The organism is Bacteroides hominis, from assembly GCF_033042785.2.
Classification (GTDB): domain Bacteria; phylum Bacteroidota; class Bacteroidia; order Bacteroidales; family Bacteroidaceae; genus Bacteroides; species Bacteroides hominis.
Genome location: NZ_CP178829.1, coordinates 4,516,860 through 4,540,915, shown reverse-complemented (window position 1 = coordinate 4,540,915; position 24,056 = coordinate 4,516,860). Strand labels below are relative to the sequence as shown.

Below are 24,056 nucleotides of genomic sequence, written 5' to 3'. Positions count from 1 at the left end.
AGTATAAATACACTGTGATATGAAAAATGATATTGTTTTATTTCTCTTTATTAAGGATATAACTTTGGGAGGGGGAGCAGAGCGGGTAGTAGTTAATATGGCCAATGAGTTTGCTGAAATATATGGCAGGGTACATATAATAAGTAAATACAGAAAAAACCCAGAGATAAAATATGCTTTAAATCCTTTAGTTATGGTGCATTATCTCAAACCGAAATCAAAGTATGATACATGGAGATGGCAGGATAATCCGGTAACTAGACTAATGGGGACTTGGATCTACTCATTGGGATTTACCAGGAATATGTATCGTATTGTAGAGGAATATACGCAGCCCCAAGATACGGCTGTTATTCTTTTAAATAGTTATGAGATTCCTCTGTATCACAAAAGACATACTGTTTTAGTAGGTGTTGATCATTGCTCTTTTCCGTATATGGTGGATGCATACCGAAGGCAATCGTGGCTACGTCAGATATACTCTTATTTTGAGAGACTGCTTCCACGGAATATAGATATAGTGACTTGTCTTACTGATGCTCAATTAAATGAATGGAAGTCTTTAAATAGACCTGTGTATGTAATGCCAAATTTTGTGGGAGAGATACCATATAGAATACCTACATATGCTTCACGCAAGAAAATTATTTTATCTATGGGGCGCATGTGGGACGATATTAAAGGGTTTGATCGACTAATAAATATATTCTCAAAAGTAGTTGCTCAGTTCCCTGACTGGAAACTTAGGATATTAGGCGAAGGGGTTCTAAAAGAAGAATATGAGAAAATGATTGATGAAAAGGATTTAAGAGCTTATGTTGAGATATTAGATTTTACACAAAATCCATTATATGAATATCAAATGGCTTCTATTTATGCTGTGTGTTCACGTTTTGAAGGATTTTCTATGGTACTAGCCGAAGCTATGGTGAATGGTCTACCCGCAATCTCTTATAAAACGTTTGGTCCCAACTCTATTATAAAGGATTCAGTGACAGGGTATTTAGTTTCCAATGGCGATGAAAAATCTTACTGTGAACGATTAATTCAAATGATGGAAGATTGTGATCTTAGAGAACAGATGGGGAAAGATGCCCGAGAAGACATTATAAGTCGTTTTTCTCCAAGTGTCGTTGTGAAAAGATGGATTGATTTATTTGATAAAATATGAATATATCTATTATTGTTCCTGTTTATAAAGTTGAACATTTCGTTGAGCGCTGTATTACCACCATTATAAATCAGACTTATACGGTAGATGTAGAATGTATCATTGTTGATGATTGTTCTCCTGACAATAGTATGGAAGTGGTAGAAAAAATTATAGCTCATTATAATGGTCCGATACAATTTCAGCTGTTATCCCATGAATATAATAGAGGTTTGGCTGCGGTTCGTAATACTGGTATGCGTGCTGCGACTGGGGATTATATTATCCATATTGATAGTGATGATTATTGTGAGTTGAATATGCTGGAAAGTATGTATTTGAAGGCTTTGGAGGAGAATGCAGATATAGTTATTGCTGATTATTTCATAGATCATGTAAATGATAACATAGAATATGTAGAACAAAAATGTGATGTGGATAATGTATCTAATATAAAAAAACTTCTCAATGGAGAGTTGGGAGGGTATATGTGGAATAAATTGATAAAAAGAGAAATTATACAAGAGAAACATATACATACTGTTGAGGGAGTGGATTATGGAGAAGATTTTCTTTTTTCAATCTCTTTGTTTTTCTTTGCGAAGAAAGTCGTTTCCATTCATCAAGCATTTGTACACTATTGTCAATATAATCCAAATTCTTATTGTAAGAATAGAACTCTAAAGAGTTTTAATGATTCTATTAATAGTAGTTTGCTGATAGAAAGTAGAATAAAGGAATATGGATTAATCGATTTATGTTATAAGGAATTATATTCAAAAATATTGAGTACAAAGATAAGCCTATTGGTATTCAATGAAGGCTGTCTACGTAGGAAATGTAATGCTTCTCTTTGTATAAAAAGAAAGTATATACTTTCTGCTATGTATGTGAATGTATTTTGGAAAATTTGTTTGTTGCTAGCTTCATATAATATTTTATGGATATATACTCCAATAAAGAGTATATTAAATATGCGAAATAAAATCTTGACATGAAACGTATAAAAATTAAATTTGTTGATTTTTGGCCTGGATTTGATTTAGATTCTAATTTCATAGTGAAGACTTTATCAATAAAATATGAGGTAATTCAGGTAGAGTCTCCAGATTATTTGTTCTTTTCTTGTTTTGGCTTTACTCATTTATCATATGAGTGTGTAAAAATATTGTTTGTTGGGGAAAATTTAGTGCCGGATTTTAATATCTGTGATTACGCATTAGGATTTGACTATTTGAGTTTTGGTGACCGTTACTTAAGATTACCTTTATATGTAACTTATGATAGTTTTGAGTGTTTGAAGGAAAGTAAACTAATCGATAATGAGAAATTGCTAAATAGAGAATTTTGCAGTATTGTTGTCTCTAATAATCATTTAGCAGATCCTATGCGCGAACGTTTCTTTCAATTATTATCAGAATATAAAAAAATAGATTCTGGTGGGAGAGCTTGGAATAATATTGGAGGGCCGGTGGATAATAAATATGAATTTATAGCTAAGTATAAGTTTAATATTGCCTTTGAAAATAGTAGTGTAATGGGATATACGACGGAGAAAATAATGGAACCGATGACTGTAGGCTCTATCCCGATATATTGGGGGAATCCTTTAATTAGTAATGAGTTTAATACGAAATCTTTTGTGAATTTGCATGATTTTAAGTCATTGGAGGAAGTGGTGGAAAAGATTATGATACTTGATACTATAGAGGAAGAATACTTAAAGGTGTTGAAGGAACCTTGGATTGTAAATGACGATATTTTGAAATGGAGAGAAAAACTTTTGGATTTTTTATCGTCCATTATTGAAAAACCCTTATGCAGCGCTAAATATCTGGTAAAGTATGGCCGTTCTGAAATGTATAGAAGGAATATGTTAATGTCTGAATGGTGCAATAATAGATTTAAAATAGGACGTTGGGTTTATGTTGTAAAAGAATCACTATTTAATACTCATTGAGATGAATTCTATAATGGTTTCAATAATAATCCCCGTTTATAATGTAGAAAAATGTATTGGTAAATGCTTAGAGTCTGTTTTTACCCAATCTTATACTAATATAGAATGTGTTATCGTAAATGACGCAACTCCGGACCATTCAATGTCCATTATCAATGATTTATTAAGTCTTTATTCTGGAGATATTAAATTTAAAATAATAGTCCATGAATATAATAAAGGATTATCTGCGGCTCGTAATACGGGAGTGACAAACGCTACAGGAGATTATGTCTTTTTCTTGGATAGCGATGATGAATTACCAGAAAGATCGATAGAGTCATTTATTAGGTGCTTGGATAAATATGGAAATGTAGATTTTTTAATTGGAAATTTTGATGTAATTGGTGATTTTTATTACAAATTATTGCACTCTGAAATACTTTTAAGATCTAATGATGAAATTTTGAGAAGGTATATTTCTGGGGATTTGTATGTGATGGCTTGGGGTAAGTTAATAAACCGTTCGTTTTTTACAGAGAAAGGAATTTGGTTTATTGAGGGCATTTTACATGAGGATGAATACTTTTCTTTTTGCCTTGCTATGAAATCGAATACTGTTGTTATGATTGAAGATATTGTATATCGATATATTATTCGTCGTAATGATTCTATAACAGCTTCGAAAAGTAAAAGAAATTATTGGGATTATCTGAAAGTGATAGAAATGAAAATCCAATTGGCGCAAGAAATGAAAGTTTCTATAAAAGGGATGTATTCTTATTTGATGTCTATACTATATGGTTTTGTAACTTATATGTTTGAAAACAACTGTTTAAGTATGAGAGATAAAAGGACTATGCTAAAGCAAATTAGATGTTTGAAAAAAGATATAAAGCTGAATGATAGGAATTTATCTATGCGAGATTGTATAAAAGGAATGATTATAAAATATTCTTGGACTATTTTGTGTATTGTTGCTAATGTTAGAAAAGTAAAAAGTAGAATGAATGTCTTAAAATAGTATGGAGGATTTAGTATTAATTTCCATAATCGTACCTGTTTATAATACTGGTCGATTTCTGAAAAGATGTTTAGATAGTTGTCTTTCACAGACTTATCAGTATGTTGAAATTGTCGCTATTGATGATGGTAGTACAGATAATAGTTTGGAGATATTATTGGATTATTCACGAAAGGATCAGAGAGTTCGGGTCATTAGTAAAAGTAATGAAGGATTGATCTTAACAAGAAAACGTGGCGTCATAGAAGCTTTGGGGCGATATATCTTTTTTTTGGATAGTGATGATTATATTCCTCAAAACTCCATCGAAATATTATTTTCTGCATTAAAATCAGCTAAGGCGAAAATGGTCATGGGGCAAGCGTACTATTTTTGGGATGATGGGAAGTTTGCATTAAAAAATAAATATGATCCGATTGGGGAGTCAGATATTGAATTGTATGCTTCTCTGATGCAAGGGCGTATTGGAGGACATATATGGGGGGCATTAATTGAGAAAAAAATATTTGATTTGATCGATTTTCCGAAAGAGTTGATTGTTGGTGAAGACTTGGCTTTACAAATGCAGTTGAGGTATCTTACGACCAAAATTGTTTATATTCCGGATGTAGTATATTATTATTATCAAAATTCTGGCTCTATAATGCATAAACAAACGGAAAAAATATTACGATCTCATTTAGCGTTTTGTAAATGGCAGATACGATATGTTGATACATTATCCTTTAAAGGAGATGCTTTAATTCAAGGAACTTTGGCTTATAGCGTTTTGAACGGGCTTTTCACATTTATATTTAATGGGGGACACCAACAAGAATATTGTGACTATGTGAAAATGGTTAATTCAACTTATTTGAGAAATCGGTTTGCAAAAGCTAACTTACCTTTTTATAAATGGGGAAGTCTCTATTTAAATGCTTTCTTTCCTTTTTGGGGAACCCTTCTTATTCGAAGTTTGTATTATCTGAGAATTACAGTTAAACGATAAATGATCGTGTTTTATTCTCGATAGTATAGCTTTATAATTTAATACTTTGTTCTTGTATACTTATATTCTATTATGTAGCAAAGGCTGCGAATAAAAATTGCGATGATAAATAGTAATTATAAGCAGTGTTTTGAACTAGTAAAAAGCGATTACTTTAGATATAGAGGAAAAGATTCTTCTTGGTTGTTAATCATACTTTATGCTTGTTGGAATCATTCTTTCGCTTACTCTGTTTGGCTACGATTTTCTTCAAAAACAGGATGGCTTTATCCTTTGAGCTGTTTTATGTTGAATAGATTGTCTCGTAAATATGGCTTGCAAATTCCTCGTAATACCCAAATTGGTTATGGACTGTATATTGGTCATGGGATAGGGATAGTCATAAATCCTACGACAATCATAGGAAATAATTGTAATTTGAGTCAATTTACGACGATCGGCTCAAATCATGGAAAAGCTGCAATTATAGGAGATAATGTCTATATTGGACCTTCGGTGTGCATTGTTGAGAATGTAATTATAGGTAATAATGTAACGATCGGGGCAGGTGCTGTTGTGGTTAAAGACGTGCCTGACAATGCAACGGTAGCTGGCTGTCCGGCTAGAGTTGTATCTTATAAAACTCCGGGGCGATACATTCATAATAGATATATAATAGAAAAAGGAAGATAGTTTATGCCAAAAGTATCTGTTTTAACTCCTGTGTATGGTGTCGAAAAATACATTCGGAAGTGTGTTAATTCATTGTTTTGCCAGACCTTGCAAGATGTAGAGTATATTTTTGTGGATGATTGTACACCAGATGGGAGTGTAGCTGTTATAAAAGAGGTTTTAGATCAATTTCCCAATTACAGATCTAAGGTAAATATTTTACATCACTTAGAGAATCGAGGCTCTGCTGCGGCCAGGAATACGGCCTTAGAAGCTGCATCAGGTGACTACATTATTGTCATTGATGGAGATGATTATATAGAGTCTACAATGCTGGAAGATTTGTATAATATGGCTATAAAAGAGAATGCCGATATTGTTATTTCCGATTATTGGATTGATTATAAAAATAAAATAATATATAAGAAGCAGTTTGCTCCTTCCGTGGGAATGGATTGTTTGAAGGATTTGCTGAACGGTAAGTTGCATGCCTCAACTTCTAATAAACTAATCGCTAAAAAATTATTTATAGAAAATAATATAGAACATGTTGAGGGAGTTAATGTCTGTGAGGATATGTCTATACTATTTCGCTTATTTTATTATGCAAAGAAAGTGGCATATTGTCCACATGCTTATTTACATTATGTACAGTATAATACTTCTTCTTATACAAAACGGCTTTCAGAGAGAGTTCGCCAAAATATTATTAGTGTAGTTGATCTTATTTATGATTTTTTTATTAATAACAACGTGAGGGATAAAGATTTGTGGCAAGCTTTTGAATATTATAAACTGACTGTGAAGTCTATTTTGCTGATATCAAGTGGCAGGAAAGAAAGAGAGAAATATTATACTATATATAATGACTCTGTTCAACATTTAAATACGCATCCCGGATTGGCCATATATTATAAATGGATTGTGCGTATGGCTTCTGAAAATAATGTAGTCAGACTCAGTTCGTTTTTGTTCCTTTTTAATATAATAAGGAGATGGATAAAATGAAATGGAGTAATATTCAAATTTTTACTCTTTTGTTTTTTATATCTCCATTATTGAGCTTTCCATTAATTATATATTACGTTTATCATGGAAAGAGGTATGCTTATACTTTTTTAGCTTTATTTTTAGGGTTTATTGCTTTATTGTATGCTCCTACACATGATTTGTTTCGGCATAATTTATTTTATTATGATTGTGTTTCTTCTGTAGTAGACAATGGAGTTGTATTTAAGCAAGACTTGATATTGTACACCTTAACAGCTTGGTTTGCAAAGTGGAATATCAATTTTGAATTTATTCGGTTTCTATTTGTTTTTATTTCATATCAATTATATTTCTTAGTCTATCTTTCTTTACAAGAGAAAAATGGATTCTTGAAAAACAGTAGAAGTACTAGTTTTTTCTTGTTCTTGTTGTTATTATTTTCTATACGTTTCTTCGTGATATGCTGTGGGTTACGTCAAGGGATGGCAACAGCTTTGGCAATATATGGAGCCTATGTATTGTTAGTGGAAAACAGAAAAATAGCATATTTATTTTTGGTATTGGCTCCTCTTACTCATTTGTCCTTGCTATTGGTATCTTTAAGTGTCCTGTTAATTAAAATAAATGTGATTCGCTTTAACTTTAAAATAGGGTTGTCTTTAGCCGTAATACTATATTGGTTGAGTTTAGTGCTTATGGGGTATTTGGCATCCATATTGGGTGGAGATGTAGGAAATGCTATAGAGGTATATACTACAGGGTATTGGGGAAGTGGAGGAGAAGCAGAAGGTCAAATATCTTTTAATGGATTGGTTGCTTCTTCTTTTAATAAAATTCAAATGCTTCCATTACTTTATTTTTTGTATAAAATGGAAATAGCTAACAGATATTATTCTTTTGTTATAGTTTGTTTTATTTTCTGTGCTGTAACCTTACCTTATTTTGCAGTTGTTGATCGGATGATAATGCTTTTTGTTACTTCTTCTATTATTTATTTTTTGAAAAATTATAATGGCAGTCAATTTCATGGAAAAATAGCTAAAGTTGAATTTGTTTTAGTCGCTATTTTCTTTTCTATTTCTTTATATGCGGAGAGAGGGACAATGCGTTTAAGTCGTGAATATAAACTTTTAGCTCCTGTTCCATATATAATGTCGAATAATTTTAGCGAGCAGTGGCTTTGGGAGAATATGGATAATTGGAGAAAGTGACTTGATTATGAAAATAGCTTATATTGTACCTGCTCTAGTTAATAGGGGGCCTGTTATTGTTGTGAAAGAATTAGTGAATCAAATGTTGAAAGCAGGTAATGAATGTTGGGTCTTTTACTTTGATGGCATGACAGAACTTACTTTCCCTTGTCCAACTATTCGAGTACATTTTTTTGAAAAAATTGAGTTTGATCGATTTGATATTGTACATACTAATGGCTTACGCCCTGATATATATGTTTATTTTCATAGATCAAGTTGTGATAAGGCGCGATTTTTGACAACTATCCATAGCTATGTATTACGAGATCTCACTTCTCAATATAATAAATTAGTAGCTTTTGTTTTTGGAAATCTGTGGATGAGATTATTGAAAAGACATGATTTGATTGTTTCTTTAAGTGAAGATGCCATGAAATATTATTGCAAATGGTTTGATAAATCTCACCTAACATATGCCTATAATACTCGAGAGCTTTCTTTGAATGCGATTTTAACTTCAGAGGAAAAAAAGCAGATACTTGATTTTAAGGGTGAATGTATATTGATTGGAGTTAATGCGCTTTTATCACCGATTAAAGGTATTGATTTGTTGATAAGGAGTCTTGAGGTATTGCCTGAATATAAACTATTCATTGTGGGCGATGGTAAGTCTAGAAAGTACTTATGTGATTTGGTTGAAAAATGCAAATTGGGAAATAGGGTAATGTTTGTTGGATACAAAAGAGATGCATATCGTTATTTATCTTACTATGATATATTTGCAATGCCTAGTCGAAGTGAGGGCTTTCCTTTGGCTTTGTTGGAAGCCGCTGCGATAAAAGTGCCTACAGTATGTTCCAATATTCCAATATTTAAAGAAATTTTCAATTCTACCGAGGTGGCTTTTTTTGAACCTGAAAACATTGATGATTTAGCAAGGGCTATCATGAATGCGAAATATAATTTAGAAATGGCTGATCTTATGAATAGGAGGTATCTATCAATGTATTCCCCAGCCGTGTTTGCTGAAAGGTATATTGATATATATATGTCTTTGATGAAATAGACCCTAGTTTGAATATTATGAAATTCACCGTTTTAATGTCTGTCTATAGTAAGGAAAATCCTTATTATTTAAAATTAGCTTTAGATAGCATTTATGAATCGTCTTTATTACCTAATCAAGTAGTAATTGTAAAAGATGGTTGTTTAACAAAGGAATTGGAGGATGTCTTGGATCATTATACTGAAGTGGATTACTTGTTATTAGATGAAAATAAAGGACTTAGCTGTGCTTTAAATGCAGGACTTTCTATTTGTAAAAATGAGTTAATAGCTCGTATGGATACAGATGATATTTGTCATTCAGAACGTTTTAGAAAGCAGATAAATTATTTAAAGCAGAATCCTTCGGTTGATATTGTGGGAACTTATGCTGTAAGGATTGATGCTGACAATAAACAGTGTGGAATATTAAAAGTTCCAATAACACATACAGATATTTCCAAATATATCTGGGCATGTCCTTTTATACATCCTACTGTTATGTTTCGGAAGTCCAGTATAGAACGAGTGGGAGGATATAATCCAAATTCAGGTTTGCGGCAAGATGATTATGAACTGTGGTTTAGATGTGCTTTTTATAACTTGAATTTTGCTAATATTCCTGAGGTATTATTTTATTATCGTTTTTTTCAAAATAGCGTTAGTAAGAATAATGTAAAAGTTGGATGGGATCGTTTAAAAGTCGGTATAAAAGGATGTCGTAAGTTGCATTTACCTGTATGGACTTATTTAGGGGTTGCAACTCCTCTTTTTAGGGCTATACTTCCTTATCCATTTAATATTTTATTTAATAATTTGATGGTTAAATTTAATCCTCGGAGTAAGTGATTCTATCTTACTGTTTTGTGTGTATTTATAGTGGAAAATGATGAATGTTCTGATTACAGGTATTAGTGGATTTGTTGGCTCTAATTTAGTAAGTAAATTAGTTAATGATTATCGTTTTTATGGATTAGATATTATAAATTTTGATAGAATTAATGTGTCTAAAACTTTTTCTTGGCTAGATATCGAATCCACATCTTTTCCTTTTCAAACTCTTCCCCAATTCGATGCCATTATTCATCTTGCCGGAAAGGCCCATGATACGAAAAAACAATCGGCCGCTCAGTTCTATTTTGATATCAATACCGGTCTGACTCAAAAGATATTCGACTTCTTTTTGGAGTCTTCCGCCAAGAAATTTATTTTCTTTAGTTCGGTGAAAGCTGCTGCCGATAGTGTAGTAGGAGACGTGCTTACCGAAGATGTGATTCCTACTCCGGTCGGTCCTTATGGGGAGAGTAAGATTAAGGCGGAAGAATATATAAAAAATCATTTTATGTTTCCAACTGCTTCTATTGGTGAGGATCGGTCTTTGCGGTTGGAGAAAGATAGGGGGAGGATGCCCAAGAATAAACAGGTGTATATTCTTCGTCCCTGCATGATTCACGGACCGGGAAATAAAGGGAATCTGAATTTATTATATAATGTAGTGAAAAAAGGAATCCCTTGGCCTCTTGGCGATTTTGATAATCGTCGTTCGTTTACTTCAATCGATAACCTTTGTTATGTGATTGAGGGGCTTTTGAATCAGGATGTACCTACGGGCATTTATCACATGGGGGATGATGAAGCTTTGTCAACAAATGAATTGATTGCCATCATGTGCGAGGCAATGGAAAAACAACCTCGTATCTGGAAGATGAATAAGCGTTTTATGGAAGCTTGTGCCGGATTGGGCACTTTACTCCACTTGCCTTTAAATACCGAAAGACTTCGTAAACTGACGGAAAATTATGTGGTAAGTAATGCTAAGATCAAAGCAGCTTTAGGTATCGATAAATTACCTGTCACTGCTAAAGAAGGATTAATGAAGACTATTCGTTCATTTGAAGAAACTGAATAACTTATGTATTATCTGATAATCTTAGTTCTGCTATTTTTGGCAGAACTTTTTTATTTTCGTATTGCCGATAAATGTAATATTATCGACAAACCGAACGAACGGAGTTCGCATACCCGGATTACTCTGAGAGGTGGAGGAATCATATTCTATTTGGGTGCATTGACTTTTTTCCTGACGAATCAGTTTGAATACCCTTGGTTTATATTGGCTTTGACCTTGATCACTTTTATCAGTTTTGTAGATGATATCCGGTCTACTTCGCAGGGTTTGCGTTTAGTCTTCCATTTTACGGCAATGGCCCTGTTGTTCTATCAATGGGGATTGTTCAGTTTACCTTGGTGGACGTTGCTTGTCGCTCTGATTGTCTGTACGGGGATTATCAATGCCTATAACTTTATGGATGGCATTAACGGCATTACCGGCGGGTATTCATTGGTTATCCTGGTTTCTTTGGCATATGTGAATGCGGAAGTGATCTCCTTCACAGAACAGAGTTTTATTTATACGATGATTTGTTCTGTGTTGGTGTTTGACTTCTTTAATTTCCGTAAGAGAGCGAAATGCTTCGCCGGTGATGTGGGTTCGGTCAGTATAGCTTTTGTAGTCCTGTTCCTGATCGGGAGTTTGATTCTTCAAACGAAAGATTTCAGCTGGCTTGTATTGCTTGTTGTGTACGGAGTGGATAGTGTGTTGACGATCGTACACCGCCTGTTACTACATGAAAATATTGGTTTGCCTCACCGGAAACATTTGTATCAGATTATGGCTAATGAATTGAAGATTTCTCATGTAACTGTATCATTGACTTATATGTTCGTACAAGCCATGGTTGTGGTAGGATATCTGGTATTACGAGAGCATGGATATTATTATTTATTAGGGATTATCTTACTGTTGGGTATGTTATATCTTCTATTTATGAAGAGATTTTTCTATTTACATAAATCTAATTAATCAGTTATGAAAAATATAACAGAAAATGATTTTTAATATGCAGTAGATTGGTTGGAATTGGAGAGGCTATCAGTGGTGTTTTGTTAATTGAGATTCTGTTTGGGGGAACTATTCTTTTCTATCTTTGTTTTTAAAGAAAAACGTATAGAACACAATTTCCTCAATATCTATGTTGACATTTACCGATAACTTTGAGAATGATAAAGAGTTGATACTCCGTGATCATTTGGCACTTGAAAGAACAAAGTTGGCCAATGAAAGAACTTTGTTTGCATATATCCGCATGGCACTTTATCTCTTGACTGTAGGAATAGGGATCTTTCAAGTTGAAAGTATCTCACGTCTGCATGGGCTGGCGTGGGTGTGTATTATGGCCGGGATCATTTTATTCTTTTTAGGCTTTGTCCGCTTCGGGCAGATGAGAAAGCATCTGAAACAGTATACGAAAACATGTCGTGAGGCTGAGAGTAAGTCATTGCAGGAGAAGTAATCCCTGTTCTCAATCATCCAATCCGATTGGTTTGTTTTCGTGTATTTCTATGGTTTTGGTGGCTACCGCATATTCATCGGGGAAAATCTTACCACCCATTTCGTTTGCCCATGCTTTGGTGAACTCTGCGCCTGTATATATGATGATGGAAGAATAATAAATCCACGTAACGAAAACGACCATGAATGCTGCTGCTCCGTAAACGGTTCCTACGTTTGCAATCCCTATATAAAATGAGATTCCCCATTGACCTACCAGTAGCAGTAATGTGGTCACAATCGCTCCAATAAAAACATCTCTGCTTTTTATTTTGGCATCGGGCAATATTTTGAAAATCAATGTGAAAATGATGGCCGTTACACCTATATTTATAATGATTCCTACTACCTGAACCAATGACCCGGCTATTTCAGGATAATTAACCATAAACTTTTTACTCAATTCTCCGATGATGCTGGTGATGGTAAATGTAATCAGAAGGATGAAAGCAAATACAAGTATTATGGAAAAAGAGAGTATTCTGTTTTTGATAAACTTGAGCCAGCTTTTTTTAGGAACAGCTTTTATTCCCCAGATTGTGTTCAATGAACTTTGTATCTCTGCAAAAATAGTGGTAGCACCGAAAATAGAAATGCCTAAGCTGACAATGGCAGCAGATCTGGAAGAATCTGTATTTTCTGCATTTTCTATAATGGAGCGAAGTGCTTCGGTAATTTCCGGTCTTACAATGGGTTGTAACTGGACATAAAGCTGGTTGGCCAAATCCATATGGAAAAAGACTCCGACAGTGACCAGGAGAGAAAGAAAAGGGATAATTGAAAACAATGTCGCATAAGCCAATGAAGCGCTCAGCCTCATAACGCTGTCGTCTATAAATCCCCAAACTGTATCTTTTATTATTTTGAACAGTAGGGGTAAGCTAAGCTTTTTCTTTCTCTCCGAATGAATTTCCATTTTAACTTTTCTTTATCCAAACGGCAATATTACGGGCATTAACAGAGAATTTTCCGTTTCCTTTCTCATCTAAAGTGACCTCTTCGGGAATGCTTCCGGTGATTTCATGCCATACTTCACCTTCATGTTCCTCACCCGGATTCATCATTTTGCTACCGGCTTCATCATTTGACATTAAGAAGACCAGACCGGAGCCGGTGTGTTCTTTATCTCCCGTACGGATGAAACCAATGGTAGAAGGATGGTCGAAATATTCGATTTGATCACCGTAGGCATATTTTCGCCTTGCATTCAGTAAAATATCAATGATCGGGGCATGGGGAGACTTTTCGCCTTTTACACCATAATAGTCTCCATAGAACAGGCAGGGATAACCGTTTTTCATCAATAATATCAAACCATAGGCCAGTGGCTTGAACCAGTTCTCTATTTGTGATTCTAACGAACTGCCCAATTGTGAATCGTGATTGTCGACAAAGGTGACTGCTAAATCGCAATGATGTTCGACCAATGTGCCCTTCAAGATATTCTGCAAATCATAATTTTTGCCTTCCTGTGAAGCCTGAAACATATTGTAATGTAACGGAACATCAAATAAGTTGACTTTATGGCCCACAGATTCTATGTATGCATCGAGTGTTTTCAGATCTCCGTTCCAGTATTCACCTACAGCGTAAAAGTTGTTTCCTCTTTCACTCCTTACCGCATCCAGAAATTGTGCGATGAACTTATCCTTCATGTGCTTGATGGCATCCAAACGCATTCCGTCAAGGTTCAGTTCTTTGGAAACCCATTTTCCCCAGCGATTCAGTTCGGCAATTACTTCCGGATGATCCAGATCGATATCGTTACATAGCAGGAAATCATAGTTTCCATTTTCGCTATCTACACCCTCGCTCCATGCTTTGCCTTCTCCTTGTATCTGGAAGATGCCGCTCCGCTTTTTGGCATCGTCAAAACCGGTTCCGGAGAAGTGATACCAATGCCATTTGAAATCAGAATATTTATCCTTGCGTCCATGGAAACTATATCCGGTCCAGCTTTGTATCTCGAACGGCTTTCCCAATCCTTGGGTTCTGTCATGGGGATCGACTTCCACAACCATAAATTTTTCAGTGAAATCACCTCCGGCTTTATGGTTGAGTACTACATCCAGATATACTGAAATATGGTTTTTATGTAACTCGTCGATCGCTTCTTTCAATTCATCTTTTGTGCCATACTTCGTTCTTACGGTTCCTTTTTGTTCGAACTCGCCAAGATCATACAAGTCATAGGTTGCATAACCTTCATCTTGTTGCTCGTCGGCTTTATAAGCAGGCGGAATCCAAACTGCTGTCACACCGATTTTATGTAGATGTGATGCGTCTTCTTTTAATTGTTTCCACAACTTTCCATCGTTTGGCAGATTCCATTCAAAATACTGCATCATTACGCCATTTTCCATCATCTTAATGCATTTAATTATCAGCAAATAACAAAAAAAAGCGGCATAAGGTTCCTTTGTATTTGCAAAAAAGCACTTTGGGCTATTTTGCTTTAAAAAGCTATCTGATGTTGACGGTGGCGTGATTATGACTTTCTGTGGCTAAGCTTGTGTGCTGGTGGCGTTATTTATCTTTCCGTCATATCCCCATTTCACGTAGACGGCTCCCCAGGCAAATCCGGCTCCGAAAGCGGTAAAGATCAAATTATCACCTTTTTTGAGCTTATCTTCGAAATCCCATATACATAATGGAAGTGTGCCGGCACTGGTGTTGCCATAGCGTTCGATATTGATCATGACTTTTTCTAATGGCATATCCAGGCGTTGGGCGACAGCATTGATAATGCGTTGATTGGCTTGGTGGGGAATAACCCAGTCGATTTGGTCTTTCGTTAGCTGATTTCTTTCGATAATCGATTCACAAGCATCTGACATATTGGCTACAGCATATTTGAATACTGTACGGCCTTCCTGATAAAGATAGTGCATGTGATTGTCTATCGTAAAATAAGAAGGAGAACATACGGAGCCGCCGGCTTTCATATGTAAAAAAGGGAGTCCTTTGCCGTCTGTTCTTAAAACAGAATCTATAATGCCTAAATGATCCGTAGTAGGTTCCAGTAAGAAAGCTGCTGCACCATCACCAAAAATAGGACAAGTGGCGCGATCGGTGTAATCTATCACCGATGACATCTTATCGGCACCAACTATGATGACCTTTTTGTATCTTCCCGAACGGATAAAGTTGGCTCCGGTCTCCAGAGCATATAAGAAACCACTGCATACTGCCTGCATATCAAAGGCGAATGCATTTTTCAATCCCACTCTTTCACACAGAATGGAAGCTGTTGAAGGAAGCCGATAATCGGGAGTGGTTGTAGCGACAATTACCAGATCGATGTCATCCGGATGGCTTTTTGTACGTTGCATCAATTGCTTCACAGCCTTACGTGCCATGTATGAAGTGCCAAGACCTTCTTCATTCAGAATACGTCTTTCCTTGATGCCAATACGCCCCATGATCCATTCATCGGTGGTATCTACAATTCTGGATATCTCATCATTAGTCAGGATGTAATCGGGTACATATCCTCCAACTCCTGTAATTACTGCATTGATTTGTTTCATTAACTTTGTCTAAATAAGTAAGTTCTTAAGTGGGGGAAGTATAAAATGACTCCGAAAACTTACGACTTTTCGGAATTGCATCTAAAATACCGGGCGCAAATATACAGAAAAGAAAGACTTATTCTATATTTTGTAATCTAAATGCATTGATTTTCGTAGTGAGATTAGGATAAGTTATAATACTGAAAATAGAATTAGGGAAATGATAGAGAAAAGGAGAGGTGGTTTTTGTTTAAAAAGGAAGAAATAATCTATTCTGATTTATACAATAAAAAACTCCTGCAATCATATGACTGCAGGAGTTTGTCAATATAGAATGGCTTAAATTACTTTGCCAAAGCCTGAGCTACGTCAACTGCACAAGCTACTGTACAACCTACCATCGGGTTGTTACCAATTCCTAAGAATCCCATCATTTCTACGTGAGCAGGAACTGAGGATGAACCGGCGAACTGAGCGTCTGAGTGCATACGACCCATTGTGTCTGTCATACCATAAGAAGCAGGACCAGCAGCCATGTTGTCCGGATGAAGAGTACGACCTGTACCACCACCTGAAGCTACTGAGAAGTATGGCTTACCGGCCAATACACGTTCTTTCTTGTAAGTACCTGCAACCGGGTGCTGGAAACGAGTCGGGTTAGTAGAGTTACCTGTGATAGATACGTCCACGCCTTCTTTCCACATGATGGCTACACCTTCACGTACATCATCTGCACCATAGCATTTTACTTTTGCACGAGGACCGTCAGAGTAAGCAATTTCACGTACTACTTTCAGTTCGCCTGTGAAATAGTCAAACTGTGTCTGAACATAAGTAAAGCCGTTGATACGAGAGATGATCTGAGCAGCGTCTTTTCCAAGACCGTTCAAGATACAACGCAGAGGTTCTTTACGTACTTTGTCTGCTTTTGCAGCGATTTTGATAGCACCTTCGGCAGCAGCGAAAGATTCGTGACCTGCCAGGAAAGCGAAACATTTAGTTTCTTCACGCAACAACATAGCAGCCAGGTTACCATGACCGATACCAACCTTACGGTCGTCGGCTACAGAACCCGGGATACAGAATGCCTGCAGACCGATGCCGATAGCTTCGGCAGCGTCAGCTGCATTTTTGCAACCTTTCTTGATAGCGATAGCAGCACCTACTACGTAAGCCCACTTAGCATTTTCAAAACAGATCGGTTGAGTTTCTTCACACGTTTTATAAGGATCAACTCCAGCAGCTTCGCAGATAGCGTTAGCTTCTTCGATGTCTTTGATACCGTTAGCGTTCAAGGCTTCGATGATGCCTTTGATACGGCGGTCCTGACTTTCAAATTTTACTTCTCTAATCATAATTTCTTTTCCTCCTTATATTATTCGTGACGTGGATCAATGTGTTTAACAGCTCCCTGTTCTGCAGTGAAGCGTCCGTAAGTACCGGTAACTTTCTTCAATGCTTCATTCGCATCAGTACCCTTCTTGATTTCGTCCATGAATTTACCCATGTGGACGAATTCGTATCCGCAGATTTCATCGTTTTTGTCAAGAGCAATTGTCTTGATGTAACCTTCAGCCATTTCAAGGTAACGAGGACCTTTAGCCAAAGTACCGTACAATGTACCTACCTGGCTACGCAGACCTTTACCCAAGTCTTCCAGACCTGCACCGATGATCAGACCACCTTCTGAGAAAGCTGACTGAGTACGTCCGTAAACGATCTGCAGGAAGAGTTCGCGCATAGCAGTGTTGATGGCATCACAAACTAAGTCTGTGTTCAATGCTTCGAGGATAGTTTTTCCCGGGAGGATTTCAGCAGCCATAGCAGCTGAGTGAGTCATACCTGAACAGCCGATAGTTTCAACCAGAGCTTCCTGGATGATACCTTCTTTTACGTTCAGAGTCAGCTTACATGCACCCTGCTGAGGAGCACACCAACCCACACCGTGTGTCAGACCTGAAATATCAACAATTTCTTTTGATTTTACCCATTTTCCTTCTTCGGGTATGGGAGCCGGTCCATGGTTAGGACCCTTCTTTACAACACACATGTGTTCCACTTCGTGTGAATAAGTCATAATTAGCTCTTTTTTTAAGTGATATAATTAAAAATACGTAGTCACGATTCTCAAATCGCTCACAAAGGTAGTCGTTTTATTTGTTTTTGCAAATCGGGTTTTATTACTTTTTTATGAAAAGGGAAAAATAGAAATTTCAGTTTCGTTAGATTGTAATGTGGAGATGACATTTTAGATAATCTTTATTTTGTTGAACTATTACTCTGATTCTTTGTTTCTTTTGAGAAAAATTGATCGGTTATGAATTTGAATGAAGTAGATATACATTATTTAATAGCAGCCATTTGTGTGATAACTTCTGCATTGGTGTTTTACACAATAGGAGTGTGGGGAGAGCGGTTGCAGAAGAAACTGAAATTTTGGCATCTGGTCTTTTTCTTATTGGGGCTATTGGCCGATTCTGTGGGAACAGCTTTAATGGAGAATATTGCGCGACTCACACACCTGCATGATGAAATACATACTGTGACCGGCATTATCGCTATCTTGTTGATGTTTGTTCACGCTATGTGGGCTATCTGGACGTATGTAAAAGGGAGTGAAAAGGCTAAAGAACATTTCAATCGTTTCAGTATTGTTGTGTGGTGCATTTGGTTGATACCCTACTGTATAGGCGTATATCTTGGTATGTCGTTGCATCATTGAAAATAACCTTATTTGAGAAAGTAATAAAGCTTCATCTCAGCCGCTAAGATGAAGAATTATCCCGTAAGAGAACCATTGAAGACCTCAAGGGATATATCCCAAAGCGATTGGGGAATTTTTAATTATGGGCTTTAAAAATAGGACAGTTTCTAAAAAACTCTTCAAAAAGCCTTTCTGAACCATATATTTCCGTATTTTTGTTTCCTGATATTTATAAATGTAGAATTTACCTTATTATATATAGTGGAAATGATAGAAGTTACGGATGCCTCCTTGCAAAAAGCTGCGGGCGAGGGAATGGATGAATTTATCCAGGTGTTTACAGATAAGTATAAAGAAGTGATTGGCGGGGAGCTTACTGCCGAAACAATGCCACTATTGACAGGAGAGCAGCACTCTTTGTTGGCCTATCAGATTTTTCGGGATGAAGTCATGTTTGGTGGTTTTTGTCAATTGATTCAGAATGGGTATGGAGGTTATATCTTTGATAATCCTTTTGCGAAAGTGATGCGTTTGTGGGGAGCCGAGGATTTCTCGAAGTTGGTTTATAAAGCTAAGAAGATATACGATGCCCATCGCCAGGATCTGGAGAAAGAGCGTACGGAGGATGAATTTATGGCGATGTACGAGCAATATGAGGCCTTTGATGATCTTGAAGAAGAATATCTGGATATTGAGGAGGAGGTTACAGCACTGGTAGCAAGCTATGTAGACGATCATTTGGAGTTGTTTGCAAAAATAGTTAAGTGATGGATGCAGTATTTTTTAAGTCTCTGCATTTACTTATTGTGAATTAGAATTTATATCTTTGCAAACTCTAAAAAATAGATTTATGAAACAATTGAAATTAATGGTGTTGGCCTTAACCCTGTTGATGGGTACTATGTTTACTTCATGTATGGATTCCGGAGAAAACGGTCCTCAGCAGTGGGCTGGTGTGGTGAAAGTTAATGATAGAATGGGTTATGTTACGTTTACAGATGCCGCCGGTACGGAACTTATCCCCACTAACACAGTTCCTGTTACTTTGAGTGCAAGAATGGCCTATATTTATTGTCAGGTTGATGAAGGTCAGGACCTCTCGACAAATCCTAAACAGATTAAGGTTACGCTTTTAGCAGATGCGACTGGAATCGATGCTCCTGCAGTTACTACTACGGCTGTCGGTGGTTCGGGAGATGTGACTACTAATGCACCAATTGGTTCATTGAGTTTTGCATCAGGATATTCAACGGTAGCCCCATTCCAGTTTAGTGAAAATACAATTGTATTGCCGGTACTTTACCGTGTGAAAAATGTAACTACTCCGGAAGATGTTAAGAATGAACTCGCTAAACATTCTTTTACTCTGGTTTGCTATACAGATGATATTACTTCAGGTGCTACAGAACTGAAACTCCATTTGCGTTATGCTGTTAATGATGAAACTACTGCTATAGTAGAACGTGCGACACGTACTTCCAGCTTTAAAGCTTATGATATCACTGAATTTTTGAGAGAATATAAGCAGAAGAGTGGACAAGATAAACCAGCCAAAATTATTGTGGTGGCACAGCAGAATGAATACAACAATAAAATAGAAGATTCTTCTACTACAGGGAAGGCGTATGAAATAGAATATAAAACCGCTAAATAATTTGAATTACAAAGCATTATTTCAAATAGCAATGTCATTGATTTCCTCTCCGGCCAAGGCCTGGGAGGAAATTCGTTTAGAGGATAGACGGGCAGTTCTTACTGTTTTTGTCTATCCTATGATTGGTTTATGCGGTTTATCCGTATTCATTGGTGCTTTGTGGACCAATGGATGGGGAGGACCGCAAAGTTTCCAATTGGCCATGACGCAGTGTTGTGCAGTGGCGGTAGCTTTGTTCGGAGGCTATTTTCTGGCAGCTTATGCCATCAATCAGATGGGGATAAAAATGTTTGGCATGTCCAATGATATCCCTTTGGCACAGCAGTTTGCAGGCTATGCATTAGTTGTCACCTTTTTGTTGCATATAGTGACCGGATTGCTTCCGGATTTCAGTATTATCGGTTGGTTGCTCCAGTTTTATATCGTTTATGTGGTATGGGAAGGAGCAAGAGTCGTGATGCTGGTGGAAGAAAAGAATCGGTTGCGTTACACCATTTTCTCGTCGATTTTGTTAATACTATGTCCGGCGGTAATACAAGTTGTGTTCAACAAGCTAACAGCTATATTAAATTAAGAAAATAAAATGAAACTGGCTCCTATAAATATAAAGAATAAACGTGCTACTTTCGACTATGAGTTGATCGATACTTATACAGCAGGTATTGTGCTGACAGGAACGGAGATTAAGTCCATCCGTTTGGGAAAAGCAAGTCTTGTAGATACGTTTTGTTATTTTGCGAAAGGTGAATTGTGGGTGAAGAACATGCACATTGCCGAATATTTTTATGGTTCGTATAATAACCATGCGGCCCGACGTGACCGTAAATTGTTACTGAGCAAAAAGGAGCTGAATAAGTTGGAACGAGGGACGAAAGACGCCGGATTTACCATTGTCCCGGTTCGTTTGTTTATTAATGAAAGAGGTCTGGCCAAAGTAGTTGTGGCTTTGGCAAAAGGTAAAAAGCAATATGACAAGCGGGAGGCTTTGAAAGAAAAAGACGACCGCCGCGATATGGACAGAATGTTTAAACGATGATAGGTTTGTACCTTTAGCAATGAAAAGAACTATTCAACAGCTGGTACCCGAACGTATCCTTATATTGGATGGCGCTATGGGTACTATGATTCAGCAATATAATCTTAGAGAAGAGGATTTCCGCAGTGAGCGCTTTGCGCATATTCCCGGTCAACTGAAAGGGAATAATGATTTACTTTGTCTCACGCGCCCTGACGTGGTTCAGGATATACATCGTAAATATCTGGAAGCCGGTGCCGATATCATTGAGACGAATACATTTAGTTCCACCACAATTTCTATGGCCGATTATCATGTACAGGAGTATGTGCGTGAAATCAATCAGACGGCCGTGAAGCTGGCACGAGAAGTAGCCGATGAATATACGGCACTCAATCCCGATAAACCTCGTTTTGTGGCCGGTTCGGTTGGTCCTACCAATAAAACATGTTCCATGTCTCCGGATGTGAATAATCCGGCCTATCGTGCTGTGACTTATGATGAAATGGCCGATGCTTATCAACAGCAAATGGAAGCGATGCTTGAAAGTGGGGTAGATGCTTTGTTGATAGAAACTATTTTTGATACGCTGAATGCAAAAGCTGCTATTCTGGCAGCGGAGCGTGCTATGCAGGCAACCGGGCTTAAAGTACCGGTTATGTTGTCGGTGACGGTTTCTGATACAGGGGGGCGTACTCTTTCCGGCCAGACACTGGAAGCTTTTCTGGCTTCGGTACAACATGCCGATATTTTTTCTGTCGGTCTGAACTGTTCATTTGGTGCAAAGCAATTGAAGCCGTTTTTGGAGCAACTGGCCGCACGTGCTCCTTACTATATCAGTGCATATCCGAATGCAGGTTTGCCTAACAGTCTGGGAAAATATGACCAGACCCCGGCGGATATGGCACATGAAGTAAAAGAATATATCCATGAAGGTTTGATTAATATCATTGGCGGATGCTGTGGTACTACCGATGCTTATATTGCCGAATATCCCGCGTTGATTGCCGGTGCCAAACCGCATGTTCCGGCTCGTAGGCCGGATTGTATGTGGCTTTCGGGATTGGAACTGCTGGAAGTAAAGCCTGAAATTAACTTTGTCAACGTTGGTGAACGTTGCAATGTAGCGGGTTCCCGTAAGTTCCTCCGTCTTATAAATGAAAAGAAATACGATGAAGCATTGTCTATAGCCCGGCAGCAGGTGGAAGACGGGGCGCTGATTATCGATGTCAATATGGATGACGGACTGTTGGATGCGAAAGAAGAGATGACAACTTTCCTGAATCTGGTGGCTTCGGAACCTGAAATAGCTCGTGTCCCTGTGATGATCGATTCTTCAAAATGGGAGGTTATCGAGGCCGGCTTGAAGTGTCTCCAGGGAAAATCAATTGTGAATTCCATTTCGTTGAAAGAAGGAGAGGAAAAATTCCTTGAACATGCTCAAATAGTTCGTCAGTATGGCGCGGCTGTAGTAGTGATGGCCTTTGACGAAAAAGGACAGGCTGATACGGCTGCCCGTAAAATAGAAGTTTGTGAACGTGCTTATCGTTTACTTGTAGATAAGATTGGGTTTAACCCGCACGATATCATTTTCGATCCGAACGTGCTGGCTGTAGCAACAGGTATTGAGGAACATAATAATTATGCGGTAGACTTTATAGAAGCAACTGCCTGGATTAAAAAGAATCTTCCCGGAGCACATATCAGCGGAGGAGTAAGTAACTTATCGTTCTCATTCCGTGGAAATAATTATATTCGTGAAGCTATGCATGCCGTATTCCTTTACCATGCCATTCAGAAAGGTATGGATATGGGGATTGTAAACCCTGGTACTTCTGTGCTGTATACGGATATTCCGGCGGATGTGCTTGAGAGAATAGAGGATGTGGTATTGAACCGGCGTCCTGATGCTGCCGAACGATTGATTGAACTGGCTGATAAATTGAAGGAGGCTTCGGCAGGTAATGCTGCGGCAGGACAACCGGTGAAGCATGATGCCTGGCGGGACGGGACGGTAGAAGAACGGTTGCAATATGCTTTGGTAAAGGGGATCGGAGATTTTCTGGAAGAAGATCTTGCAGAAGCCTTGCCACAATACGATAAGGCGGTAGATGTGATTGAGGGACCGTTGATGGATGGAATGAATCATGTAGGCGAGTTGTTCGGTGAAGGTAAAATGTTCCTTCCGCAAGTGGTAAAAACAGCCCGTACGATGAAGAAAGCCGTTGCAATCTTACAACCGGTCATAGAGTCGGAAAAGGTGGAAGGAACCTCTTCTGCCGGAAAGGTTCTGTTGGCTACAGTGAAGGGAGATGTGCATGATATCGGTAAAAATATTGTTTCGGTTGTGATGGCTTGTAACGGCTATGATATCATTGACCTGGGAGTGATGGTGCCGGCTGAATCGATTGTTCAAAAAGCCATAGAGGAAAAGGTAGATATGATAGGCCTTAGTGGATTGATTACTCCTTCGTTGGAGGAGATGGTGCATGTGGCTATGGAGTTGGAGAAAGCCGGACTGGATATTCCATTATTAATAGGTGGAGCAACCACATCCAAACTACATACTGCACTGAAAATTGCTCCGGTATATCATGCACCAGTGGTTCATCTGAAAGATGCTTCACAGAATGCCGGTGTCGCTGCCCGGTTGATGAGTCCGAAATTGAAAGAAGAACTGGCGCAGGAGCTGTCTGGTGAATATCAGGTACTCCGTGATAAGAGTGGTCTGATGAAGCGGGAAACTGTTTCATTGAAAGAAGCTCAAGAAAAAAGGTTGAAACTATTTTGATAAAAAAGAA

24 protein-coding genes are annotated in these 24,056 nt (G+C 37.4%); 19 read left to right on the top strand and 5 right to left on the bottom strand.

The window, feature by feature from the left end; translation table 11 throughout:
- Window positions 1–19: 19 nt before the first annotated feature.
- From R3O62_RS19255 to R3O62_RS19195, 13 genes are all read left to right on the top strand, one after another.
- Window positions 20–1,171 (top strand): glycosyltransferase, encoded by a 1,152-nt coding sequence (locus R3O62_RS19255; protein ID WP_250708386.1) that lies wholly within the window; start codon window positions 20–22, stop codon window positions 1,169–1,171.
- A complete protein-coding gene (locus tag R3O62_RS19250; protein WP_137569258.1) occupies window positions 1,168–2,148 on the top strand; it encodes a glycosyltransferase family 2 protein in 981 nt (326 codons plus the stop codon). The genes R3O62_RS19255 and R3O62_RS19250 overlap by 4 nt, the downstream gene beginning before the upstream one ends.
- On the top strand, window positions 2,145–3,110 hold the full coding sequence (locus R3O62_RS19245; protein ID WP_250708385.1) for a glycosyltransferase family 10 domain-containing protein: 966 nt from the start codon (window positions 2,145–2,147) through the stop codon (window positions 3,108–3,110). The genes R3O62_RS19250 and R3O62_RS19245 overlap by 4 nt, the downstream gene beginning before the upstream one ends.
- 1 nt (window position 3,111) lies before the next feature.
- Window positions 3,112–4,113, top strand: coding sequence for a glycosyltransferase family 2 protein (locus R3O62_RS19240; protein ID WP_050550854.1), 1,002 nt, complete (start codon window positions 3,112–3,114; stop codon window positions 4,111–4,113).
- Between the two features lies 1 nt (window position 4,114).
- Window positions 4,115–5,101, top strand: coding sequence for a glycosyltransferase family 2 protein (locus R3O62_RS19235; RefSeq protein WP_032543106.1), 987 nt, complete (start codon window positions 4,115–4,117; stop codon window positions 5,099–5,101).
- Window positions 5,102–5,203: 102 nt separating this feature from the next.
- Window positions 5,204–5,773: a serine O-acetyltransferase gene (locus tag R3O62_RS19230; protein ID WP_032543105.1), complete on the top strand. Its 570-nt coding sequence runs from the start codon at window positions 5,204–5,206 to the stop codon at window positions 5,771–5,773.
- Window positions 5,774–5,776: 3 nt separating this feature from the next.
- Window positions 5,777–6,760 carry a glycosyltransferase family 2 protein gene (locus R3O62_RS19225; protein ID WP_050550853.1) on the top strand — a complete coding sequence of 328 codons (984 nt, stop codon included), beginning with the start codon at window positions 5,777–5,779 and terminating at the stop codon, window positions 6,758–6,760.
- Window positions 6,748–7,953: an EpsG family protein gene (locus R3O62_RS19220; RefSeq protein ID WP_032543104.1), complete on the top strand. Its 1,206-nt coding sequence runs from the start codon at window positions 6,748–6,750 to the stop codon at window positions 7,951–7,953. Before R3O62_RS19225 ends, R3O62_RS19220 begins: the two co-directional genes overlap by 13 nt.
- Window positions 7,954–7,960: 7 nt before the next feature.
- On the top strand, window positions 7,961–9,001 hold the full coding sequence (locus tag R3O62_RS19215; protein WP_032543103.1) for a glycosyltransferase family 4 protein: 1,041 nt from the start codon (window positions 7,961–7,963) through the stop codon (window positions 8,999–9,001).
- 17 nt (window positions 9,002–9,018) lie between these two features.
- Window positions 9,019–9,828 carry a glycosyltransferase gene (locus R3O62_RS19210; protein ID WP_050550852.1) on the top strand — a complete coding sequence of 270 codons (810 nt, stop codon included), beginning with the start codon at window positions 9,019–9,021 and terminating at the stop codon, window positions 9,826–9,828.
- A 40-nt stretch (window positions 9,829–9,868) separates the two neighbouring features.
- The gene (locus R3O62_RS19205) at window positions 9,869–10,888 is read left to right on the top strand and encodes an NAD-dependent epimerase/dehydratase family protein (protein WP_137569279.1); all 1,020 of its coding nucleotides are present in this window, start codon (window positions 9,869–9,871) and stop codon (window positions 10,886–10,888) included.
- A gap of 3 nt (window positions 10,889–10,891) precedes the next feature.
- Window positions 10,892–11,842 carry an MraY family glycosyltransferase gene (locus R3O62_RS19200; RefSeq protein WP_269110010.1) on the top strand — a complete coding sequence of 317 codons (951 nt, stop codon included), beginning with the start codon at window positions 10,892–10,894 and terminating at the stop codon, window positions 11,840–11,842.
- 169 nt (window positions 11,843–12,011) lie between these two features.
- Window positions 12,012–12,332: a DUF202 domain-containing protein gene (locus R3O62_RS19195; protein ID WP_005780368.1), complete on the top strand. Its 321-nt coding sequence runs from the start codon at window positions 12,012–12,014 to the stop codon at window positions 12,330–12,332.
- A gap of 9 nt (window positions 12,333–12,341) precedes the next feature.
- Here R3O62_RS19195 and R3O62_RS19190 read toward each other — a convergent pair whose 3' ends face one another.
- The 5 genes from R3O62_RS19190 to R3O62_RS19170 form a co-directional block, all read right to left on the bottom strand.
- Window positions 12,342–13,286: a YihY/virulence factor BrkB family protein gene (locus R3O62_RS19190; RefSeq protein WP_269110011.1), complete on the bottom strand. Its 945-nt coding sequence runs from the start codon at window positions 13,284–13,286 to the stop codon at window positions 12,342–12,344.
- Window position 13,287: 1 nt separating this feature from the next.
- Window positions 13,288–14,733, bottom strand: a complete 1,446-nt coding sequence (locus R3O62_RS19185; RefSeq protein ID WP_220654158.1) for an alpha-amylase — start codon at window positions 14,731–14,733, stop codon at window positions 13,288–13,290.
- A gap of 141 nt (window positions 14,734–14,874) precedes the next feature.
- A complete protein-coding gene (locus R3O62_RS19180; RefSeq protein WP_032540756.1) occupies window positions 14,875–15,900 on the bottom strand; it encodes a beta-ketoacyl-ACP synthase III in 1,026 nt (341 codons plus the stop codon).
- A 326-nt stretch (window positions 15,901–16,226) separates the two neighbouring features.
- Window positions 16,227–17,237 (bottom strand): GGGtGRT protein, encoded by a 1,011-nt coding sequence (locus tag R3O62_RS19175; RefSeq protein WP_005780364.1) that lies wholly within the window; start codon window positions 17,235–17,237, stop codon window positions 16,227–16,229.
- A 20-nt stretch (window positions 17,238–17,257) separates the two neighbouring features.
- On the bottom strand, window positions 17,258–17,959 hold the full coding sequence (locus R3O62_RS19170) for an iron-sulfur cluster assembly scaffold protein (RefSeq protein ID WP_005780363.1): 702 nt from the start codon (window positions 17,957–17,959) through the stop codon (window positions 17,258–17,260).
- Window positions 17,960–18,199: 240 nt separating this feature from the next.
- Between R3O62_RS19170 and R3O62_RS19165 the strand changes: the two genes are divergently transcribed.
- The 6 genes from R3O62_RS19165 to metH all read left to right on the top strand — a co-directional run bounded on the left by R3O62_RS19165 (window position 18,200) and on the right by metH (window position 24,046).
- A complete protein-coding gene (locus tag R3O62_RS19165) occupies window positions 18,200–18,604 on the top strand; it encodes an HsmA family protein (RefSeq protein ID WP_005780362.1) in 405 nt (134 codons plus the stop codon).
- Between the two features lie 249 nt (window positions 18,605–18,853).
- Window positions 18,854–19,354, top strand: coding sequence for a DMP19 family protein (locus R3O62_RS19160; protein ID WP_005780361.1), 501 nt, complete (start codon window positions 18,854–18,856; stop codon window positions 19,352–19,354).
- 82 nt (window positions 19,355–19,436) lie between these two features.
- Window positions 19,437–20,240: a hypothetical protein gene (locus R3O62_RS19155; protein WP_250714395.1), complete on the top strand. Its 804-nt coding sequence runs from the start codon at window positions 19,437–19,439 to the stop codon at window positions 20,238–20,240.
- A gap of 31 nt (window positions 20,241–20,271) precedes the next feature.
- Window positions 20,272–20,814, top strand: coding sequence for a Yip1 family protein (locus tag R3O62_RS19150; RefSeq protein ID WP_005780359.1), 543 nt, complete (start codon window positions 20,272–20,274; stop codon window positions 20,812–20,814).
- A gap of 9 nt (window positions 20,815–20,823) precedes the next feature.
- Window positions 20,824–21,276: an SsrA-binding protein gene (gene smpB / locus R3O62_RS19145; protein ID WP_005780358.1), complete on the top strand. Its 453-nt coding sequence runs from the start codon at window positions 20,824–20,826 to the stop codon at window positions 21,274–21,276.
- 19 nt (window positions 21,277–21,295) lie between these two features.
- Window positions 21,296–24,046 (top strand): methionine synthase, encoded by a 2,751-nt coding sequence (gene metH, locus R3O62_RS19140; protein ID WP_005807469.1) that lies wholly within the window; start codon window positions 21,296–21,298, stop codon window positions 24,044–24,046.
- Window positions 24,047–24,056 lie beyond the last annotated feature (10 nt).

What these genes read in the sequence shown, in the direction of transcription:
- R3O62_RS19155 (WP_250714395.1), top strand. Translation starts at nt 19,437, where the DNA reads ATGAAACAATTGAAATTAATGGTGTTGGCCTTAACCCTGTTGATGGGT.
- R3O62_RS19250 (WP_137569258.1), top strand. Translation starts at nt 1,168, where the DNA reads ATGAATATATCTATTATTGTTCCTGTTTATAAAGTTGAACATTTCGTT.
- R3O62_RS19185 (WP_220654158.1), bottom strand. Translation starts at nt 14,733, where the DNA reads ATGGAAAATGGCGTAATGATGCAGTATTTTGAATGGAATCTGCCAAAC.
- R3O62_RS19205 (WP_137569279.1), top strand. Translation starts at nt 9,869, where the DNA reads ATGAATGTTCTGATTACAGGTATTAGTGGATTTGTTGGCTCTAATTTA.
- R3O62_RS19165 (WP_005780362.1), top strand. Translation starts at nt 18,200, where the DNA reads ATGAATTTGAATGAAGTAGATATACATTATTTAATAGCAGCCATTTGT.
- R3O62_RS19195 (WP_005780368.1), top strand. Translation starts at nt 12,012, where the DNA reads ATGTTGACATTTACCGATAACTTTGAGAATGATAAAGAGTTGATACTC.
- R3O62_RS19170 (WP_005780363.1), bottom strand. Translation starts at nt 17,959, where the DNA reads ATGACTTATTCACACGAAGTGGAACACATGTGTGTTGTAAAGAAGGGT.
- R3O62_RS19175 (WP_005780364.1), bottom strand. Translation starts at nt 17,237, where the DNA reads ATGATTAGAGAAGTAAAATTTGAAAGTCAGGACCGCCGTATCAAAGGC.
- R3O62_RS19220 (WP_032543104.1), top strand. Translation starts at nt 6,748, where the DNA reads ATGGATAAAATGAAATGGAGTAATATTCAAATTTTTACTCTTTTGTTT.
- smpB (WP_005780358.1), top strand. Translation starts at nt 20,824, where the DNA reads ATGAAACTGGCTCCTATAAATATAAAGAATAAACGTGCTACTTTCGAC.
- R3O62_RS19190 (WP_269110011.1), bottom strand. Translation starts at nt 13,286, where the DNA reads ATGGAAATTCATTCGGAGAGAAAGAAAAAGCTTAGCTTACCCCTACTG.
- R3O62_RS19180 (WP_032540756.1), bottom strand. Translation starts at nt 15,900, where the DNA reads ATGAAACAAATCAATGCAGTAATTACAGGAGTTGGAGGATATGTACCC.
- R3O62_RS19245 (WP_250708385.1), top strand. Translation starts at nt 2,145, where the DNA reads ATGAAACGTATAAAAATTAAATTTGTTGATTTTTGGCCTGGATTTGAT.
- metH (WP_005807469.1), top strand. Translation starts at nt 21,296, where the DNA reads ATGAAAAGAACTATTCAACAGCTGGTACCCGAACGTATCCTTATATTG.
- R3O62_RS19160 (WP_005780361.1), top strand. Translation starts at nt 18,854, where the DNA reads ATGATAGAAGTTACGGATGCCTCCTTGCAAAAAGCTGCGGGCGAGGGA.
- R3O62_RS19215 (WP_032543103.1), top strand. Translation starts at nt 7,961, where the DNA reads ATGAAAATAGCTTATATTGTACCTGCTCTAGTTAATAGGGGGCCTGTT.
- R3O62_RS19150 (WP_005780359.1), top strand. Translation starts at nt 20,272, where the DNA reads ATGTCATTGATTTCCTCTCCGGCCAAGGCCTGGGAGGAAATTCGTTTA.
- R3O62_RS19235 (WP_032543106.1), top strand. Translation starts at nt 4,115, where the DNA reads ATGGAGGATTTAGTATTAATTTCCATAATCGTACCTGTTTATAATACT.
- R3O62_RS19225 (WP_050550853.1), top strand. Translation starts at nt 5,777, where the DNA reads ATGCCAAAAGTATCTGTTTTAACTCCTGTGTATGGTGTCGAAAAATAC.
- R3O62_RS19200 (WP_269110010.1), top strand. Translation starts at nt 10,892, where the DNA reads ATGTATTATCTGATAATCTTAGTTCTGCTATTTTTGGCAGAACTTTTT.
- R3O62_RS19210 (WP_050550852.1), top strand. Translation starts at nt 9,019, where the DNA reads ATGAAATTCACCGTTTTAATGTCTGTCTATAGTAAGGAAAATCCTTAT.
- R3O62_RS19255 (WP_250708386.1), top strand. Translation starts at nt 20, where the DNA reads ATGAAAAATGATATTGTTTTATTTCTCTTTATTAAGGATATAACTTTG.
- R3O62_RS19230 (WP_032543105.1), top strand. Translation starts at nt 5,204, where the DNA reads ATGATAAATAGTAATTATAAGCAGTGTTTTGAACTAGTAAAAAGCGAT.
- R3O62_RS19240 (WP_050550854.1), top strand. Translation starts at nt 3,112, where the DNA reads ATGAATTCTATAATGGTTTCAATAATAATCCCCGTTTATAATGTAGAA.